Annotated in this window: 9 protein-coding genes, 1 tRNA gene and 8 pseudogenes; 5 read left to right on the top strand and 13 right to left on the bottom strand. The window is 43.7% G+C overall.

The window, feature by feature from the left end; translation table 11 throughout:
• The 9 genes and pseudogenes from lpxD to rimO form a co-directional block, all read right to left on the bottom strand.
• Entirely contained in the window at positions 1-1,017 is a 1,017-nt protein-coding gene (lpxD, locus tag TT11_RS00410; RefSeq protein WP_261868723.1) for a UDP-3-O-(3-hydroxymyristoyl)glucosamine N-acyltransferase, read from the bottom strand.
• Between the two features lie 146 nt (positions 1,018-1,163).
• Positions 1,164-3,562: pseudogene (gene bamA / locus TT11_RS00405) on the bottom strand (outer membrane protein assembly factor BamA).
• Between the two features lie 260 nt (positions 3,563-3,822).
• Positions 3,823-5,197, bottom strand: a pseudogene (gene rseP / locus TT11_RS00400) (RIP metalloprotease RseP).
• A gap of 78 nt (positions 5,198-5,275) precedes the next feature.
• Positions 5,276-6,497: pseudogene (ispC, locus tag TT11_RS00395) on the bottom strand (1-deoxy-D-xylulose-5-phosphate reductoisomerase).
• Between the two features lie 185 nt (positions 6,498-6,682).
• Positions 6,683-7,492 (bottom strand): phosphatidate cytidylyltransferase, encoded by an 810-nt coding sequence (locus tag TT11_RS00390; protein ID WP_261868722.1) that lies wholly within the window; start codon positions 7,490-7,492, stop codon positions 6,683-6,685.
• Positions 7,493-7,681: 189 nt separating this feature from the next.
• Positions 7,682-8,439, bottom strand: a pseudogene (gene uppS / locus TT11_RS00385) (polyprenyl diphosphate synthase).
• Positions 8,440-8,828: 389 nt separating this feature from the next.
• A pseudogene (gene frr, locus TT11_RS00380) lies at positions 8,829-9,384 on the bottom strand (ribosome recycling factor).
• A gap of 112 nt (positions 9,385-9,496) precedes the next feature.
• Entirely contained in the window at positions 9,497-10,222 is a 726-nt protein-coding gene (pyrH, locus tag TT11_RS00375; protein WP_057759121.1) for a UMP kinase, read from the bottom strand.
• 172 nt (positions 10,223-10,394) lie between these two features.
• Positions 10,395-11,981, bottom strand: coding sequence for a 30S ribosomal protein S12 methylthiotransferase RimO (gene rimO / locus TT11_RS00370; RefSeq protein ID WP_261868721.1), 1,587 nt, complete (start codon positions 11,979-11,981; stop codon positions 10,395-10,397).
• Between the two features lie 135 nt (positions 11,982-12,116).
• Between rimO and TT11_RS00365 the strand changes: the two genes are divergently transcribed.
• The 4 genes and pseudogenes from TT11_RS00365 to TT11_RS00345 all read left to right on the top strand — a co-directional run bounded on the left by TT11_RS00365 (position 12,117) and on the right by TT11_RS00345 (position 15,668).
• On the top strand, positions 12,117-13,292 hold the full coding sequence (locus TT11_RS00365) for a nitrogen regulation protein NR(II) (protein WP_261868720.1): 1,176 nt from the start codon (positions 12,117-12,119) through the stop codon (positions 13,290-13,292).
• Positions 13,293-13,312: 20 nt separating this feature from the next.
• Positions 13,313-13,480 (top strand): ATP-binding protein, encoded by a 168-nt coding sequence (locus TT11_RS00360; protein ID WP_261868719.1) that lies wholly within the window; start codon positions 13,313-13,315, stop codon positions 13,478-13,480.
• A 234-nt stretch (positions 13,481-13,714) separates the two neighbouring features.
• Positions 13,715-15,365, top strand: a pseudogene (locus TT11_RS16580) (sigma 54-interacting transcriptional regulator).
• A gap of 218 nt (positions 15,366-15,583) precedes the next feature.
• Positions 15,584-15,668, top strand: a tRNA-Leu gene (locus TT11_RS00345).
• A gap of 289 nt (positions 15,669-15,957) precedes the next feature.
• Here TT11_RS00345 and TT11_RS00340 read toward each other — a convergent pair.
• The 3 genes and pseudogenes from TT11_RS00340 to TT11_RS00330 form a co-directional block, all read right to left on the bottom strand.
• On the bottom strand, positions 15,958-16,281 hold the full coding sequence (locus TT11_RS00340; RefSeq protein ID WP_261868718.1) for a ribbon-helix-helix domain-containing protein: 324 nt from the start codon (positions 16,279-16,281) through the stop codon (positions 15,958-15,960).
• A gap of 55 nt (positions 16,282-16,336) precedes the next feature.
• A pseudogene (locus TT11_RS00335) lies at positions 16,337-16,899 on the bottom strand (DJ-1/PfpI family protein).
• 155 nt (positions 16,900-17,054) lie between these two features.
• Positions 17,055-18,095 carry a protein kinase gene (locus TT11_RS00330; RefSeq protein WP_261868717.1) on the bottom strand — a complete coding sequence of 347 codons (1,041 nt, stop codon included), beginning with the start codon at positions 18,093-18,095 and terminating at the stop codon, positions 17,055-17,057.
• A gap of 192 nt (positions 18,096-18,287) precedes the next feature.
• Between TT11_RS00330 and TT11_RS00325 the strand changes: the two are divergent.
• Positions 18,288-19,259: pseudogene (locus TT11_RS00325) on the top strand (ATP-binding protein).
• 40 nt (positions 19,260-19,299) lie between these two features.
• Here the strand turns inward: TT11_RS00325 and TT11_RS00320 are convergent.
• Complete coding sequence (locus TT11_RS00320; protein WP_261868716.1) at positions 19,300-20,436, bottom strand: ribonuclease Z; 1,137 nt, start codon at positions 20,434-20,436, stop codon at positions 19,300-19,302.
• Positions 20,437-20,479 lie beyond the last annotated feature (43 nt).

The raw sequence follows: 20,479 nt of genomic DNA, 5'->3' as shown, positions 1-20,479 counted from the left end.
TTAGTTACTGCCCAGCTGACGAAAACGTACAGCCGCACGTCGCCAATTAGCAGTCGGCATTGCAGCAGTACCAGATGAATATGAGCCAGCGGTTTTAATGGATTTGGTTACCATGGTCATGCCGGACAAAACAACATCGTCTGTAATCTCGATATGCCCTGTGATACCGACAGCGCCGCCTATTATACAGCGCTTCCCTATCGTAGTACTACCCGCAATGCCAGTTTGAGCAGCAATAGCAGTACCATCACCAATACGGACGTTATGGGCAACTTGTACCAAATTATCAATAATCACGTGATTACCAATAACAGTATCATCAATAGCGCCACGATCGATACACGTCTGGCTACCAACTCGTACATAATCACCAATAATGACACGGCCTAACTGGGCAATGCGCTCCCAACCTGTGTTACTAGGATCTTTAGTAGGAGCGAACCCGAACCCTTCAGATCCGATACTGACCCCTGCATGCAATCTAACGTGATTGCCAATGACACACTCAGGCCCGACAACAACTTGCGACTTAATGACACAATCGGTACCGATACTAGTATTGGCCTCAACCACGACATGAGCATCTAGTGAGCTACGCGCTCCTATTTGCACATTGTCACTAATCACACAAAAAGGGCCTATATTGACTTGCTCGCCAATAACAGCACTGTCTGCAATCACAGCACTAGGATGAATCCCATTAGATAAAGAATGACGTGCAAACAGCTGACTGGCACTGGCATAAGCCAGATATGGATTTGAGACGACTAGCGCTATCGCTGAGGTAGGCACTTGATCACGATATGCTTCCGTTACCAACACTGCCCCTGCGGCACTGCTCGCCAAGCTAGAAATATAGTGAGGATCTGCCAAAAAGCTTAACTGCTGCTGACTGGCTGTCGTCAAACTACCGACGCTACTGAATGGTTGACACAATTGCTCAGTATCAATCTCAGCCTTATTAATAATAGGCTGACGCTGCTCAATTCGAGTAATGAGTTGCTCAATCGTTATCATAATGACTATTAATAAAATATGGTTATAAATGAAACGGTCGCCAAAATAACAATGCGTTTTGACGACCTACTAAGCTCTAATGATATTTCCGTCTATTTGAGACAATCTTTACAATTACTCAAATAGATGAGAATGGTGTCATTAATTTAGAATGTATTACCAATCTGGAACTGGACTTTTTCAGTCTCATCGCCCTCTTTGTCACCAAATGGTACCGCGTAGCTAAGTGAGATTGGACCAATTGGCGTATACCAAGTGATACCAGCACCAGCACTGTAGCGGAAGTCATTATCTTGGGTCAGTAATGGAACATCTGAATCATTAAAAGTGCGATCTTCTTTATCAGAGGTGTCAAATACCTGACCACCTTCAGCAAACAATACTGGGCGTACTTGATCTGCCCAATCGCCTTTAAACGGCATTGGTAAAATTAGTTCAGCACCAAACGTTGCTAGTGCATTACCACCAACCTCTTCTGCGGTAAAGGTTTGGTTGTCTGGATCATTGACCGCATCATAATAGACTTGTGATTTAGGTCCCAGAGTAGATGATTCATAGCCACGTACTGAGCCATAACCACCAGCATAGAAGTTTTCATAGAACGGTAAATCATTACCATAACCAAGCTTAGTATAACCACGCGCGATCACGTCTTTATAAATAGGGTAATATATATTGCCGCTATAAGTTAGCTTTTGGTAATTGGCATCACCAAGACCGATGGTTGCATCAATTGCATGGCTCATACCTTTGGTAGGGAATACGGGACGGTCTAAAGTGCTGTAGTCCCAACCAAACAATAGATTGTAAGTCTGATAATCATTCTTGAAGGTAGCAACACCATCAGTCTCAACTTCCGGCGTTTTTGTACCGCCTTCGTCTAGAATTTCCTGAACATTAGATATACCTAGGTAACGACCACCACGAACCTTTGTGTTGTCTACATTTAGGCCAGCACTCAGGCGTTTGGTTTCATCAATAGGATAACTATAGTTCAACGTCGCACCATATGAATCGGTCACATAGTTACTAACGTTGTCGTCATCATATTTGGTTTTGCGATAATAACCGCTGATACCTTGAGAAACGCCGTTTTCTGTAAAGTACGGATCGGTATAACCTAGGCTATAAGAGTCACGTGTTTCTGAGCGAGAAAGTGCAGCCTTGACACGGTTACCGGTACCCATGAAGTTGTTTTGGGTCAGATCCAATTGGAAAGTTACACCACCGCTTTGTGAGTAACCGGCTGCAATCGTTGAGCTACCAGAAGGCTGCTCTTCAACCACATAATTTACATCAACTTGATCTGGCTGGTTAGGTACTGGCTTAACATCGACAGTGACATTTTTAAAGAAGCCAGTACGCATCAAACGCGTGCGTGACAGCTGAATTTTATCATTAGATGACAGCGTACCTTCTAACTGACGCATTTCACGACGTAATACTTCGTCTTGCGTTTTGATATTACCCGTAAAGTTGATACGGCGAACGTAGATAGGACGTGCAGGATCGATATAATAATCGACATCGACCATTTTAGTATCGTCATTGATACGTGGTACTGGTCTGATTTGGGCTAAGTAGTAGCCTTCGTTACCATAGCGTCTCTTAAGAGAAGCAGTGGTTTCGTCTAGTTTTGCTTGCGAGTATTTTTCATTAGATGCAAAGCTAACCAGCTCTTTTAGCTCACTGTTCTCAAAGGTAGGTTTACCTAAAAAGTTCACTTCGCCAAACTGGTATTGTTCGCCTTCGCTTAGGCTGACTTCGATAAACACACTACTTTTGTCTTCGCTGATGTTCAATACGGCATTATCGACTGAAAAACGCACATAACCATCGTTCTGGTATAGCGCCTTTAAACTCTCTAAACTGGCGGCCAGTTTTTCTTGAGCGTATCGATCAGATTTAGATAATAGACGTGTCCATGAAGATTCTTTTACCGCGAAAACGTCTTTAATCTCTTCATCACTAAAGTGCTTATTACCAATAATGTTGATATCGACAACTTTAGCAGGCTTGCCTTCTACAAAGCGTACGTCAAGTTTTACGCGGTTGCCATCAAGTACCGTTTGATCTACTTCGATATTACTATTGTAGTAACCTTGGCTAATATATTGCTGTTGTAGCTCATTGGCCACGCCTTGCAAAGTAGACTGCTTGAGCACGTCACCAGCAGACAGTCCAGCATTCTTCAATCCCTGCTCAAGCCCTTCTTTTGGAATGAGCTTGTTACCTTCAAAGGTTACTTCAGCAATCGTTGGACGCTCAATGACGTCAAACCTTAGCTTGCCACCTTCGACACGGCTTTGAATATCAGCAAAGTTCTCAGTTGCATATAGCGCCTTAATACTGGCAGCTAAGCTACTATCATTCACCGTATCGCCTACCGTAATAGGTAAGACCGGATAGAGGCTATCAGGGGTTAGCGTTGTAAGCCATTAAAACCGATGTCAGTTACTACAAATTCTGCAGCCTGTACTGGCATACTCATCATCGCTACAACTAACGGCAACCCAGCCGCGCTCATAATTAAAGGCGTACGCATAAACACTATCCGTCAATAAAAAAATTGCTTAAGTTAAGTTAAAAGGCACGTATTGTCTAACCCATGCGCATAAGGTTATAAACATGCAAGGGTAACTCAGAACACTTTATATAAATTGCATCACAAAATAAACTAAAAATTACGATTAGTACAGAGGCTGCGACACAGAGTAGCATGCCTATCATAACAATAATCAGCTTATAATAGGCGTAAAACCATTAGTATATCGTGCTTTATCAGCCATATTGCTCATCAGTTGATCAAAATAGTCGGCTGATGTCATTACCAATTGCTAACACCATGAAACCTGCCAGCAAGAGTAAACCGATATTTAGACCGACCATTTGCACACCTTCAGACAGTGGCTTACCGCGAATCAGCTCGATAAAATGATAGACTATATGCCCACCATCTAATACTGGAATCGGCAAAAGGTTTAAGACGGCAAGACTCAGGCTAATCAGCGCCGCTGTCGATAATACCATTTGCCAACTGATATCAAAGCTTTGTTTGGCGACTTTGGCAATGGTAATTGGCCTGATAGATTATCTAAACCAATCATACCTGACAGCATTTTTCCCATTGAGCTTACGGTCATTACCGCTAGCTGCTCAGTCTTTTCAAACGACTTAACTAACGACTCACTAGGACCGTAGACCACAGTGGTCTTGTAATCGTCAGGGATAATAATCTCAGTCTGATCCACCATTGCACCAATCTGTCCGTAATCATTACCCAAGTTGTCTTTTTTACCTTGGGGCATAATCTGCAACTGTACAGGCTTGTCATCACGCAACACTGTAAAGTTCAACAGCGTTTCAGGATTATCACGAATGATACGCGTGGCAGTAATCCAATCTTCGATTGACTCATTATTAATAGCAGTAATGCGGTCACCAACCTTTAGACCTTGGCGGCTAGCGGCACCATCGGGAGCCAAACCGCTACAATCGGCGCAATCTGCGGCTGCCATGGCAACATACCAAAGCTGGTCAGTGCGTCTTTGCCTTGAGCCTCACCTTGCATAAACTGCGTAACTGGTGCTTGATAGGTTTTAGTCGACTGATCGGTTTGGGCGTCTGACTGCAAGGTAATGCTAACATTATCCGTCTCACCCATACGTCCTGCGAGGCGATAGTTAATACCTTCCCATGTCTGCACATCATGTCCATCAATCGCAACAATCTTCTCACCGACTGGCAACTGTGCAATCGCAGCAGGCGTATCTGGTAGTACCTGTCCAATCTTAGTCGCCAACTGCTCAGATGGGGTCATAAATAGTACCCAAAATAGCGCGATAGCGATGACAAAATTCATGATAGGACCAGCTGCAACGATAGCAATTTTCTTGAGCGGATGCTGCCGATTAAACGCAAGGTGCTGCTCATCTTTTGCGACATTACCTTCACGCTCATCTAGCATCTTTACATAGCCGCCAAGTGGCAATGCTGAGATACGATAGTCGATGCCGCTCTTTTTGCTGGTCCAACCAAAAACTTTAGGGCCAAAACCGATAGAGTACGTTAGTACTTTGACACCGCAAAGCCGCGCCACAATATAATGCCCCCATTCGTGTAAGGCAATAAGCGGGCCTAAGACAAATATAGCGGCAAGAAGTGTTAGTAAAAACGTCATGATTTTTTTCTCAGTATTGTCTCTCAGCATTTTTATTAACATCTTCGCTAATATCGTTTATCAATGTCATATATCAGCTCAGAGACGCTTGCTACGATTATGTCGCTTTGCTACCAACTTATCAGTCAGATGGCGTGCAATCTTATCGATTGCCAAGATATCTTCTATGTCAGCAGTTTCGTTCAATGGGGGCAGCTGTATGTCATTTAAGGCTTGTTCGTTAATATTAGCAATATCAGTCAAACGAATTTTACCATCGAGGAACGCCGCTACTGCAATTTCGTTTGCCGCATTGAGCACAATCGTGGCTTGCGTTCCGGCTTGCATGGCTTGACGAGCCAAACGCAGGCAGGCAAATTTTTGTAGATCTGGCTCAATAAACTCCAAACCACTAAGTTCAAATAAGTCTAACGGCTGCGAGCCACTATCAATCCGATCAGGGTAGCTCAGCGCGTGCGCAATGGGCGTTTTCATGTCTGGACTACCTAGCTGCGCCAAAAAACTCCCATCGCTATATTCTACCATTGAGTGAATAATACTTTGTGGATGAATGACCACATTTATCTTATCTTCAGGCAAATCAAATAAGTGACAGGCTTCTATCAGCTCAAGCCCCTTGTTCATCATCGTCGCCGAATCGACAGATATTTTTTTGACCCATTGACCAATTCGGGTGTTTGACCGCTTCTGCGACGCTTGCCTGCTGCATTTGCTCGAACGACTGCTGCAAAAATGGCCCACCAGAGGCTGTTAACCATAGTTTACGGACACCATGATTTGACTGATGGATTTGCGTATTATCTTGCTGAATAGCAAGTGGTAAGCATTGAAAAATAGCATTGTGTTCAGAATCGAGCGGCAGCAAAGTGGCTTTGTGCGTCTTGACCGCATCGATCATAACCTTACCTGCCATGACTAAGGCTTCTTTGTTGGCCAATAAGATACGCTTACCTGCACGGGCTGCTGCCAATGTAGACGGCAACCCTGCCGCCCCTACAATCGCCGCTACAACCGTATCAGTCTGTGAGTCAGTGGCAATATCTACCAATCCTGCCTCACCCCCTACGACCTCACTATCAATCCCCGCAGCTTTAAGCCTGTGAGCAAAATCATCTACGGCTGACGTCGGCACACTGACGCGTTTCGGCAAAAACTGCTGACAGAGTGCAAATAGCTTATCTAAGCGATGATAGCCTGACAAAGCATAGACTTCGTAAGTGTGCGGTTGCGCCGCTAATATTGCTAAGGTGCTATCGCCAATCGAGCCTGTCGCGCCTAGTACGGCGATGCGTTGCGTCATAACCATCAATGCCCATGATACTTAAAAATAATAAAAATAGAATATCGTCTATTAACTATAAAGCCACTGCTCTGATAACCGTGCTAGCTATACTAATGCATCGTTCACACTTGGCTCACTTATATCAATATTACTGAGAATGAACGACTGAGCAGGCTCAAATAGAACAGTGCTGCTATATAACCTTACACCACTATCAAACCAAGCTGCTGTATCGCCCAAAAACCAAGAGCAAATATCGGTGTGGCAGACAGTAGCGAATCGATACGGTCAAGGATACCACCGTGACCTGGCAAGATAGTACCTGAATCTTTTACATCAGCACGACGTTTGAGCATCGACTCAAACAAATCTCCAAGTACAGAGGCAAGAATAGTGATGGCCGATAACGCTACAAATGCGATTAACGGTACACCGGTCAGCTGTAATTTAAAGACGCTAATGGCTACCACAACTAACAGCCCTGTAACGAGGCCACCAGCCAACCCTTCCATGCTCTTATTGGGTGAGACATTGGGTGCCATTTTTCGACGACCAAGCTTGCGTCCAACGAAATATGCACCACTATCTGCACACCATACTAATAAGAACACATACAGCAGCCACCATGCCGACAGTTGCCAGAGATAGAACATCGCCGTAATAGACGCCGTCAAAATAACTGCGCCCATCATTGCCAATTGGTTGCCGTACCATCTCGTCTGTGTTGGGAAGACTCGAACCCAAGACAGCGCCATCAGCCATATTACTAATGAAGCCACCCACCAGAACAGCCAAGTCACCTTGAACATCAGTGAGAATATAGTGAGCGCTAAAATAATTAGAACGAATACCGCAGGTTGGCGCCACTTAGGCATCAATTTGGCCCACTCATGAGCGGCGATAACGACCCCAATGACCAACAGTGGTGCAAATAAAATAGGTGTTTGGCTCGCAAACATTGCAATACCAACGATAATAACGAGAACAATTGCCGTCTTAATTCGTTGCCACATACTTATCGAGCCTTATAATAATGAAGAACAGATGGTCAAAAAATGCATTATAGCAGCTAACTGACGATGGCCTAGTGATAGCATTCAATACTCATTCAAGCCGTTTATCATTGCATAAACCAACCCTATTGACCAGTTATACAATACTAACTGAACTGAACCGACTAAACTTATCTATTAGCTCACTGCTCAGTGACCTTGCTGCTCTATCACTACTTGCTCGCTGGTTTTGCCAAAGCGACGTTGACGTTTAGCAAACTCTGCGATCATCGAGCTAGCTCTTCTGCTGCAAATTTCGGCCATAATGTGGGAGTGAAAAACAGCTCAGCATAAGCAGATTGCCACAATAAAAAATTAGAAATACGATACTCGCCGCCCGTACGTACCAGCATATCTACTGCTGGCGTATCGGCTAATTGTACGTAGTTACCTAACAGCTCTTCGCTGACATCTTCAGCTTTTAATTCGCCAGCTTGCACTTGCTGAGCCAGCTGTTGTGCTGCATTTGCGATATCCCACTGTCCACCGTAGCTAATCGCAATCACCAGCGTCATCGCATCAAACTCTGCCGTCTTTTCTTCTGCGTCAGCCATTAGCGTTTGTAATGACTCACTAAGTTGACTACGGTCACCGATGAAACGCAAGCGAATACGATACTCATTCATGCGCGGCATTTGCTCATGAATCGTCGATGTGAGTAGCTGCATCAACAATGCTACTTCACTAGGCGGTCTCTGCCAATTTTCGCTCGAAAACGCAAATACAGTCAGTACTTCAATGCCTGTATTGACACAATACTCAACGATAGGATCGAGCGCGTCTTTGCCAGCCACATGCCCTTGACCGTGGCCCAAATCATTGGCCTTACCATAGCGATTATTACCATCCATAATGATGGCGATATGACGAGGAAGAATAGCGGGCGCCAAAACGGCTGAAGTGGACATAGGCGAACTTGCTTATTGTTAAGGTAAAATAATAATAACGTGTGCAACGGCGATTAAAAAGCGCCTTTTATATAATTCACTAACTTATCACAATTGCGTCGTTAGTTTTTAGTGCTCAGAATGCGATAGATCTAGTTCAATCAACCACATCTTTGGCTTGCCTTAGATATGGCTTTATATAGTTAATTCAGTTTAAAAGAGAGACAAGGCAACCGAGTGCAGATGTAACTATGATACTTCAAGCGAGGTTAACGCTGTCACTCTTTTATAAAGGATTGACTATATCAGTCTACACAATAATAAACAGCCAATAGCTATAAAGTATTGGCTGCTCAATTACAGATAATCTACCGAACTGATTCTTGCTATAAATACCAAATATATCAGTATTAAACTTCCATCAAATCGCTTTCTTTCTTACTCAAGCGAGCATCGATTGTTTCGATATACTTGTCAGTGATTTTTTTGAATATCATCACTAGCGCGGCGCTCATCATCTTCTGAGATTTCTTTTTCTTTTGCCAAGTCTTTGATGTCATTCATCATGTCACGGCGAATATTACGGATAGAAACTCGGCTGCTCTCAGCTTCACCACGTGCAAGTTTTTGCATATCGCGACGGGTATCTTCTGTCAATGCTGGCATTGGCACACGAATCACATCAGCAGACATTGGGTTTAGACCCAAATCTGCTTCACGAATGGCCTTGTCTACTGCTTGCACCATCGTACGGTCAAACGGTTGAACCAGTAAGGTACGTGAGTCTTCGACGTTGACGCTTGCCACTTGGTTCAATGGTGTATCAGAACCGTAGTAGCTGACCATCACACCTGACAACATACCTGGATGCGCACGGCCAGTACGAACTTTACTGAAAGTGCTTTCAAGCGCTTCCAACGTTTTTTGCATGCGTGCTTCGCCGTCTTGCTTAATCTCTTTAATCATTGTGTATCCTTATTTATCGTTACCGACAAATCTTTTATTTGCTATTGGGATATTAATTATGTGTTGCTAATCATTAGCTATTTACTGACGTTAGTTGCCAGTATCGCGTCAATTAATGAAAAACTCGTGTGCCTTCATTTTCACCCATGATGACATTCAACAATGCATTAGGCTTAGTCATATCAAACACTTGTAGCGGTACGTTATGCTCACGGCACAATGCGATAGCCGTTAAATCCATGACGCCTAGCTTTTGCTCTAGTACCTCATCAAAAGTCAGACCGTCATATTTGACTGCATCATCATGTAGGCTTGGGTCTTTGTCATAAACGCCATCGACCTTAGTCGCTTTTAAAATCAAACCAGCTTCGATCTCGATACCGCGTAAACAAGCAGCAGTGTCAGTGGTAAAGAATGGGTTACCCGTACCTGCAACAAAGATACAAACTTCGCCGTTTTTTAGATAACGAATGGCATTACGACTGCTATAGCTTTCGGTGACTTCACCAATCGGTAACGCTGACATCAAGCGGGTTTTTATGTTGCGACGCTCAAGCGCATCACGCATTGCCAGTCCGTTCATAACGGTCGCTAGCATGCCCATCTGATCGCCAGTAACACGGCCAACGAGACCTTCTTTTTGTAACTGCGCACCGCGATATAAGTTACCACCGCCGACCACGATACCAACTTGGACACCAAGTCCACGCAAGTGAGCGATAGATAAGCTCATTTTATCAAGCACTTCGGTATCAATACCCATGTCTTTACTACCAGCTAAGGCTTCACCGGAGAGTTTCAGCAAGATACGAGCGTAACGCGGGTTTTTGTCAGACATGAGGTCACCTTGTTATCATGAAATTATAAAGAAAATTATCGGTAAAATACAAATCGAGTTTGCCCACAACGCCACACTTACAGTTAAGCGTATTAAAAAGGCTAAATTGCGCTAATTGTAGCAAAAACTGCCCGCCATTGGGCAATTTTCACTCGCATATCTTATTGGATATCTAGCCTTGATAACTGGCGAATAGATCATATTCACTAGCATCATCGATAGTCACGGTTAAGAACTGCCCTACTTTGACTTGAGCGTTGATGTCATCAACATAAACATGACCATCAATTTCAGGTGCATCAGCATAGCTACGGCAAATAGCAATATTTTCATCGCTATCAATTTCATCGACCAATACCGTTAAGGTTTTGCCGACTTTTTCTTGTAGCTTTTGCGCTGAAATATCTTGCTGTAGCGCCATTAAACGCTCATAGCGAGACTGCTTAACGTCTTCAGGCACATGATCAGGCAAGTCATTAGCAACTGCGCCTTCTACTTCTGAATAAGTGAATGCGCCCACGCGATCGAGGCGTGCTTCAACTAACCAATCAAGCAAACACTGAAAATCTTCTTCTGTTTCGCCAGGGAAGCCAACCACAAAGGTTGAACGAATCACGATATCAGGACAGATATCACGCCACGCTTTGATACGAGCCAAGGTATTTTCGCTATGTGCAGGACGTTTCATCGCTTTTAGGATACGATGACTGGCATGTTGGAACGGAATGTCCAGATAAGGAAGCAGTTTCTTCTCACCCATCAGCTCAACGACTTTGTCTACATGTGGATACGGATAGACATAATGCAAGCGAACCCAAATGCCCAAATCGTTCAATGCTTGGCATAAGTCATAAAACTTAGACTTAAGCGGCATACCATTCCAAAAACTGGTCTTATACTTTAGGTCAAGACCATATGCCGAGGTATCTTGCGAGATGATAAGTAATTCTTTCACGCCAGCTTTTTTGAGCGCCAGTGCTTCGTTCATCACATTATCAATCGGACGTGAGTCCAAATCACCGCGCAAGCTTGGAATAATGCAGAACGTACAACGGTGATTACAGCCTTCTGATATTTTTAGATAAGCATAATGGCTTGGGGTCAGTTTGATACCCGCTTCATTAATCAAATCTATTTTTGGATCATAGTTGGCGTCCTGACTGCGATTTGGCTTAGGCACATGCTGCGCCACTGCCGTAATCACTTCGTCATAGGCATGCGCGCCCGTCACTGCTAGTACAGCCGGATGCATCTCACGGATTTTGTCTGCTTCTTTGCCCAAACAGCCAGTAACAATCACTTTACCGTTTTTGCTAATGGCCTCGCCGATCGCATCGAGCGACTCTTGTACCGCTGATTCAATAAAGCCGCAAGTGTTTACCACGACCAAGTCAGCACCGTCGTAATCACTGGCTACTTGATAGCCGTCACGGCTTAGCTCAGTGATAATACGCTCACTATCCACCAATGCTTTTGGACAACCTAGTGATACAAAACCAATCTTTGGCGCTGCACTAACTGGCATCGTAGCAGTGGCATTGGCAGTCGTTACATCACTGCTTTGGGCTACACTACGGTTCTGGTTGTGGTTGGCTTTATGATGGTAAGGTTGTTTAGTATCTGTTTGACTGGCATCTGCCTGACTCTGCGCTTGTACTATGGTAGGCGCGGCAGGATTGAAGATAGTGGCAGTGTCTTTTACGGCAGATAGAGGAGCTGCTGCTGTCGTATTCACTGACTCGGTAGAAGTTTTGGACATGGCTGACCTTGCTAGAGATAAATTGGCTGAGCGCATTGTACGTTTTTTTGCAAAAATCACCAGTTTTGCCGCTCTATAGTCTTGATTTGTGGTTAAATATTATCTCAAGCATCTGACTTTTTTTGGGCCCTACCGATGAACGCTGATTTTATAACCGCTAAAACAACCCCTGACCTCGCATTTATATCTCAGCATTTATTCACCGCTATTTTATGGGTCAACGATGAGCTATCAATCACACGGTTGAATGCTCAAGCCGAGCAGCTACTTGCCATTAGTAGCGGCAGACTAATTAATCAATCAATCTTGACACTGCTCGCACCCGATGAATTGAAGAATAAAGATACTGTATCTATAGATAATGATAGTAATGATACAAATGAAAATGAGCCTTTGAGCGAGCCAGCTTACTCGTTGACCGAGCGCTTTGTGCAAGCGCAAAACTATCAGCAGCCTTTTATCGATCATGATCACATCATAAAAACACCGCTAAACGGTAATTTATCATTGTCAGTCGACTATAGCGTCACGCCAGTCATCTATGAACAGCAGCCTTATTTTATTATCGAGATGTGGGGCAAAGATCGGCAAAGTCGTATTTCTGAGGAGCAGCGCCAACAACAGCAATATACAGTGGCCCGTCATATGCTACGCTCAGTGGCACACGAAATAAAAAACCCTCTTGCTGGTATTCGCGGGGCAGCACAGCTGTTGCAACGGCAGTTTATTAAATTCAGTGACGCATCTACCACTAGCGCCTCTAGTGTTGATAATGCTTTGACAACTACCAGCGCTGACACGCAGCATGATTTACAAAAAATGAATCAAAAACTGCGCAACTATACGGACATTATTATTTCAGAAACTGATCGATTGACTCATCTTATTGGGCAGCTCCTGGGTTCCAATCAACTACCAAACTGGCAAACGCTCAATATTCATGAGCCCCTAGAGCATGTCTTAACCTTAGTGACCAATCAGTATCCACAGGTAGTGTTACAGCGTGATTATGATTTATCATTGCCAGAGTTGTGTGCAGATAAGGATCAGCTGATTCAAGTGTTTTTAAACCTCATCAATAATGCTTGTGAGTCGATGATTGAGTTCGAACAAACACTACAACAGAATAAAATCTCAGAGTCTCAAGAATCACCACAAGCTGCCATGCAAACTGAGCGCAATTCTAATTATCAACCGACATTGCATATCCAGACACGGGTTGCCTTTCAGCATACGATCGTCGGACAGCAGCACAAGCAAGTGATGCAGATTACTATTACTGATAATGGCTCAGGCATTGATCCAGCCTGATCGGTCAGATATTTTTCCCGATGGTCACTAGCCGTGCAGCCGGTACAGGTCTTGGATTATCCATCGTCCAAGATATTATCAGTCATCATCATGGTATGATTGATGTGAGCTCGACAAAAGAACAAGAAGATAAGCAAACCCGATTTACGCTATACCTACCATTTACTCAACCCATCACTGAGACATAAAACAAATGATGAATTTATGAATTAAAGACTGCTAAGTTTCCTAATGCCCAACTCCCAATCCCCAACTTACTATCAATAATTGCTGATTAGGCCCAATACATGACTGAATATAGCGACGACCTCCAACCTAAAAGCGATGATCAATCAACACAATCACCAATAGTAACTGTGAATAATGCACCCAGCGACCACCCTGCAACATTGTGGTTAATCGATGACGATGCAGCTCTACGTATGGTGTTGGCAGACACGTTTGAAGATGCTGGATTGACCGTTATCAGTTTTACTCAAGCACAAGCAGCATGGACTCGCCTTAATGATGTGTTAAAACAGCAAGAGTCAGCCGAGCAATTACCAGACGTCATACTGACCGATATTCGTATGCCAATGATGGATGGATTGTCTTTTAGCGACTGGGTCCATCAGCACTTTCCTAAAATGCCAATCGTAATTATGACGGCACACTCAGACCTTACCTCTGCTATCAATAGCTATCAGACAGGTGCTTTTGAATACTTGCCCAAGCCTTTTGACTTAGATGATGCGGTTGCAACGGTTTATAAAGCCATCAATTATCAGCCTAATTTAGAAACAACGACTGTTTCCCTTGCAGATAAGCCCAATACTAATATAACGTCTGACACGTCTACTGAAAACTTGATAAAACCTAAAGCAGCACCTGCTAGTAAGACATCCAAAGACAATAAGAACAAAGGTGCCGTCGAAAACAAAAGTAATGGGAACCTAGCGGTATCATTGGACAGTCTCCAGCCATGCAAACGGTGTTTCGTGCTATTGGCAGACTGGCTCAATCCCCCATTTCCGTCTTAATCACTGGAGAGTCTGGAACGGGTAAAGAGTTGGTAGCCAGTGCATTGCACCAACACTCCCCTCGTAAGCAGCAACCGTTTATTGCGCTTAATATGGCAGCCATACCACATGACTTGATCGAGTCTGAGCTATTTGGTCACGAAAAAGGCGCGTTCACTGGTGCAACTACGATGCGTCAAGGCCGTTTTGAGCAGGCAGACGGCGGTACTCTATTTCTAGATGAAATCGGTGACATGCCTTTTAGCACTCAGACACGGCTGTTACGCGTACTGGCCAATGGTGAATTTTATCGTGTTGGTGGTCAGCAGCCAATAAAGGTCGATGTACGTATCATCGCAGCCACCCACCAAAACTTAGAAGAGCTGGTAAAACAAAGCCGATTCCGCGAAGACTTATTTTATCGCCTCAATGTCATTCGATTACCCCTACCGCCACTACGTACACGCCCTGAAGACATTCCTGCATTAGCCCTCTACTTTATGCAGTCTGCCGCAGAGCAAATGAATACCACTCCAAAGCATTTACATCCTGCCGCATTGCAAATTATGCAGACGTTTGACTGGCGCGGTAACGTACGTCAATTAGAAAATGTCTGCTTGTGGCTCACGGTCATGGCTACTGGTGACACTGTGATGGCGACAGACTTGCCACCAGAGCTACTTGAAAACATCTCACCTAATACGGTGCTTTATGAAGAACACGGCCCAACAGAGGAAGACGCTCAAGAGCATTTGGCACAAAATGGCAATGTGTTAAATGGTAGATCATTAAATGGCAGTGCGTTAAACAGTCATCAAAGTAGCCAGTTGCCTAAAAACCAAAGTTGGCAGCAAGCATTGGCTGATTGGGCTGAGCAGTCGTTAAGCACGGGGGAAACTGATATTCTGCAAACAGCAACCCCTGAGTTTGAGCGTGTTTTATTAACAGCAGCACTCAATCATAGCGGCGGCAAAAAGATAGAAGCCGCGAGCTACTTGGTTGGGGACGCAATACTCTGACGCGCAAATTGCAGCAGTTGGATATCTCTGCCCCGAGAGTACCAACTAAAGAGTAAATAAACGCATAAAACATGATATTAAATTATTATTAATATCAATTACTTAAAATTAATATCGAAAATAAATGCTAAATAATTAAAAATAATTGCAAATAGGGGTTGCCAAAAAATTAAAACTCTATATAATAGCCAACCACTGAGACGCACTACCGAATCAGTTAACTATCTAGATAGCGTTTGAGTTTAATCGCTTTTGATGATAGAGTAACGAAAATGGGGCTGTGGCGGAATTGGTAGACGCACCAGATTTAGGTTCTGGCGCCGCAAGGTGTGAGAGTTCGAGTCTCTCCAGCCCCACCATTTTCGGATAGTACATCTTAGACCAAATATCAAAACCTGCTTTTTAGCAGTTTTTTTGTGTCTGGAATTTGGTATTAAAACTATAAAGTATCTTGTTAAAAGTATTAATCTACTTTTCTAACCTTTATAAATCCTTTAACACTTCATCCATACGCTAATAGCGACACTCTACCCTCTGAATCAATGCTTTCATGCACCTACCATAGCCAGAACTAATTAATAGAAAGGTTTTCCTCACTATTATTGAATAATGCACTACGTTGATTTTTACGAAGAGCTTCACGTTGAATTATATTTTTTTGCATCGACTTTTTCTAAAGGTAATCTTGTTTCGCGAGAAAGATCGCCATCGGCTATTAAAGATAAATAACGAGAACAACAAACTCTTAAAAAAAGAGGTGAAATTGCCAATATCATGATCAGCATCGAGAGATTCAAGATACAGCTTAGTGATCAGCTGATTAACCGTCATTTGATCGCGAAATGACAGCTCTTCTAATATATCCCAAAAAAACACTTCTAAACGAATTGAGGTGACAACGCCCTGGATGCGAAGCGATTTGGTTTTAGAGCTCCACAAGCTATCGTCAGCACTAATAAAAAGTTGGCACATATATCCTCTCTCGATACTGGGGTCTATTGAACGTTCAACAGACCCAAATTAATGCTTATAGCAAGGCAACAAACTGCTTTAGCATCGCTGGGTGGGCGGGCCATGCAGGTGCCGTTACCAGTTGGCCATCGGTAATAGCGCCATCCATAGGTAACTCGATATACTCAGCGCCAGCCATTTCTATTTCTGGCTGACACGCAGGATAAGCAGATACTTTTTTTTACCCTTCAATACGCCAGCAGCCGTCAGCATTTGTGGCCCATGGCAAACTGAGGCAATCGGTTTATCAGTATTTGCGAAATGCTGAATCATTGCAATGACCTTAGCATTCAAGCGCAAGTATTCTGGTGCACGTCCACCTGGTAAATACAAAGCATCGTAGTCTTCTACATTGATATCGGCAAAAGACGCATTAAGGACAAAATTATGACCGCGTTTTTCGGTATAAGTTTGATCACCTTCGAAGTCGTGTATTGAGGTAGCAATGCTATCACCTGCCACTTTATCTGGGCATACCGCATCAACCTCATGCCCCATCGCTAGTAGTGCTTGGAACGGAACCATGTTTTCATAGTCTTCAACAAAATCACCGGTAATGATAAGTACTTTAGCCATGATATTCTCACTGTATTGTAATGAAATATGGGAACCCAAATTAGCTTATAGCGACTTCGCTTAAAATGAGCCTGAATATCCATTCAAACATAAAAAAACAACGACTGGGTAATATGTGAATACTACAAACAATCACTTTTTAAAATAAAATAATAAATTCAGCTATTTTCTAATAACTTCAAATCTATCAATATCTTACCCATCTCCCGATACCGTCTCTCTACCCGCTTCGCCAATGCCTTATCGACAATACATTGATAGTGACTGTATTCTGCTGCCAACGTTGGAATAGGTTGCTGGCAATGCTGAATCGCCCACGTTTTTAATTTCTCATTGCTATTGCCGCTTACCTGAAACGGGCGTTTTCCTGTTAGTATCTCAACCATCATGATGCCAAACGCGTAGATATCACTGTGCACCTTTGCACCCTGACCTTGCCAGCGCTCAGGTGCAAGATACGCTGGTGTGCCAGCAGGATTTGGTTGGCTATTAGCCACCGTCATACGTTGTGCTAAAGCAAAATCAGTGAGTAACAATCTAGGGGTCAGATCATTACTCATAGTATCTACTGGCCACTCATCATCAGAACCTTCAATCAAAATATTACTGGGCTTAATATCATTATGTAGCCAACCAGCCTGATGCAAATTAGCTATCAAGTATGCAGCCTGAGTGATGAAATGATGCTTTTGTGACGCTATCAATGATAGATGTTTTGAAGCGGTCAGTTGACTCGCCAAGCTACCATTAGGGTAATAAGGCATGACCACTATAACTAGGTGTTGCAATTGCTCTAGTATTTGAACGTTTAGACAATGATGCGCCAACAGTGGCGGTGCGATAGCATTATCTTTGATTTTCGATGAAGCATTTACAGCAGCTAAAATATCCGCTTCATGAGTTAAATCGGCAGCAATAGGATAAGCACCATCACTCAACTGCCATTTAATCATCACGCTACCAAATTGTGGATGCTGGGCACGTGTTAAACCTTGGAAGTAAGTATTGTCGATATGTTGCGTTTTAACAACTTGCGCATGCTGACCTTGCGTTTGTTTTGTGTTTTGCTGAGCAATACGTTGATGCACTATCTCACTAAAATGCTGTGCATCCAGTTCTTGGTTAATAATGGGCAATAGCTGCATCGCCTGAGCTTGCAAAGCTTGCGTAATAGGCGGATTACTGGCACTATTTTCCATGGTATTGTCTCTCATAATATAGTGAGATTATTGCCTTCCCATTCGTATCATTTCCAAAGATAATAATAGCGCGAATAATGGTTACAAGTACTACGATTAATAGGTACTAAGATTGTAGGCACTGAAATTTCAGCAGCGTTAATTGTATTTTTGGGTATGGTATTAAAGACAACCTTAATTGCTAGAGCCCCTATGTCACAACCAACTATCCCAACCACGCCATCTGTTCAGCCTACTTATGCCCTACCCGCACCGTTGTTAGACTTACTCAGTCAATACTTACAAGAGCGAGTCACACCAACTATTGAAATCGATCCAAGCCAGCTTGCTTATCGCTGGGTCGGTGGACGCACTGGTCACCTGCAGCCTCTGTCGGTCAACCTGTTTTTGAGCTTAGATGACTTGCATGGTATTGATACGCAAAAATCGAAACTGGTACAAAACACCCGTCAGTTTATTAAAGGTTACCCTGCCAACCATGTATTGATGTCAGGGACACGCGGTGCCGGTAAGTCATCATTGATTCGCGCTTTGCTACAAGCCCATCATAGTGAAGGCTTGCGTATTATTGAGGTTGCCCGCGATGACCTGCAAGTATTGGATAAGATTCGTGCTGCTATTAATGCCCTACCAGCAGATTGTCATTGCCGCTATATCGTATACTGTGATGACCTCGCTTTTAATGGTCAAGACGAAAGCTATCGTGCACTAAAGAGCGTGCTTGATGGCTCGCTAGACTCTGAGCAAGACAAACTACTGGTCTACGCCACCAGTAATCGCCGTCGCTTGCTACCACAGATGATGAAAGACAATGTCGATATCTATAATGGCAGACGGATGAAGTCAATCCCTATGAGGCCATTGATGAAACCGTGTCATTATCAGATCGGTTCGGTTTGTCCCTCACCTTCCATCCTATGGATCAGCAGACTTATCTGCAAATCATTCAGCATTATCTGAATTTAGAGCAGCAAAAAAATCTCAGCTGATCTGGATAATGATGCTAAGGACATTTTAGCAAGTCAGTCTATGCCTGATAAGATCAGAAAGGATGCGCTACGCTGGGCCTCAGAACGTGGTGGTCGCTCAGGACGAGTTGCTTATCAATTTAGCCGTTTTTGGAGTGGTAAAACACAATTGGCTATCGAAGACAGTAAGTACTAGGTCATATTTAACGCTAAATCATATCTAAGCTTAACGATGTCTAATCACTGCGTGCAGAGCCTATATACTGCACGCGACTCTCTTCTTGACTGTTCTCTTGATTGCTTACCGATTCAACTGCACCATCAACCATATATTGGTCAAAATCTGCCGCCAGCCATAGATTACCTTTGTAGACGCTCTCAGCATCTAAACGAATATATGCCATATTTGGCGTTTCGCTATCTGGATTATCAAAGTTCTGATAGCGAGCGCTAAAATGGGTCAAAATGATGTTTTTCAGGTTCATCTTTTGCGCGAATGTGCCCACCACATGCGCACTGCTATGCATTGGGTCATAGTCAGGGTTTCTGGCTTGAAGCTTAGTCAGCACTTCATGGGTATAAGTGGCTTCATGCACCAATAAGTCCGCATCTACAACGGCTTTGCGCAAACAGTTTGGCGTATCATTGTCTCCTGCCACCACCACTCGCGTCCGCTGTATCTCATTGTCAACATAATCTACTGAGCGCAATTGTCTATTACCCTCAGTCGTGACATCTTCGCCTTGCTGTAACTTGCCCCATAGTGCACTTGCTGGAATACCATCTGCCATAAGCTTATCTGTATTAAGGATGCGACGGCTAATAGTCTGAGTAATACCAAAACCATGAGAAGCAACTCGATGTGATAGCGGCGTGATATCAATATCAAGCTGATGTTGGTCGCTTAAGCTAATGTTAACCTTGTTCGTATCACCTTGCTCAGCTAACACCTCTTCAATCGCTACAAAATTAAGAGCAAAAGGTAGATATAGCTCTGTAGTGGCGGTAATCGCTTCAAGCAAAGTAGCAATCGCTTTTGGTGCAATCAAAGTCAATGATTCACGACGTCCTGACATGGCAGCACTAGCTAGCAGCCCTGGTAGACCGTAGCAATGATCACCATGCACATGAGTGATGCAGATAGCAGCCAATTGATGTAGGGAGAGCTTGGTATGTAGCAATTGCTGCTGCGTGCCTTCACCACAATCAATCAACACCCATGGGCGCGATTTCTTACTCTGATTGTTCTGTTGACGACTTCCTTGCTGTACGCCAGAGGTATGCGGATTCAGACACTCTATCGCCAATGCAGTCACATTACGCTGTTTGGTCGGTACACCTGCAGAGGTTCCCAAAAAGGTTAGCTTTAGCATAATGATGCCTTTGATTTATTAGGAATACTGGCTAAGAAGTACG

Origin of the sequence: Psychrobacter sp. JCM 18901 (genome assembly GCF_000586435.1) — a bacterium.
Taxonomy (GTDB): Bacteria; Pseudomonadota; Gammaproteobacteria; order Pseudomonadales; family Moraxellaceae; genus Psychrobacter.
Note: the sequence above shows the minus strand (reverse complement) of the source record. Positions and strands in the feature narration are given on the sequence as shown.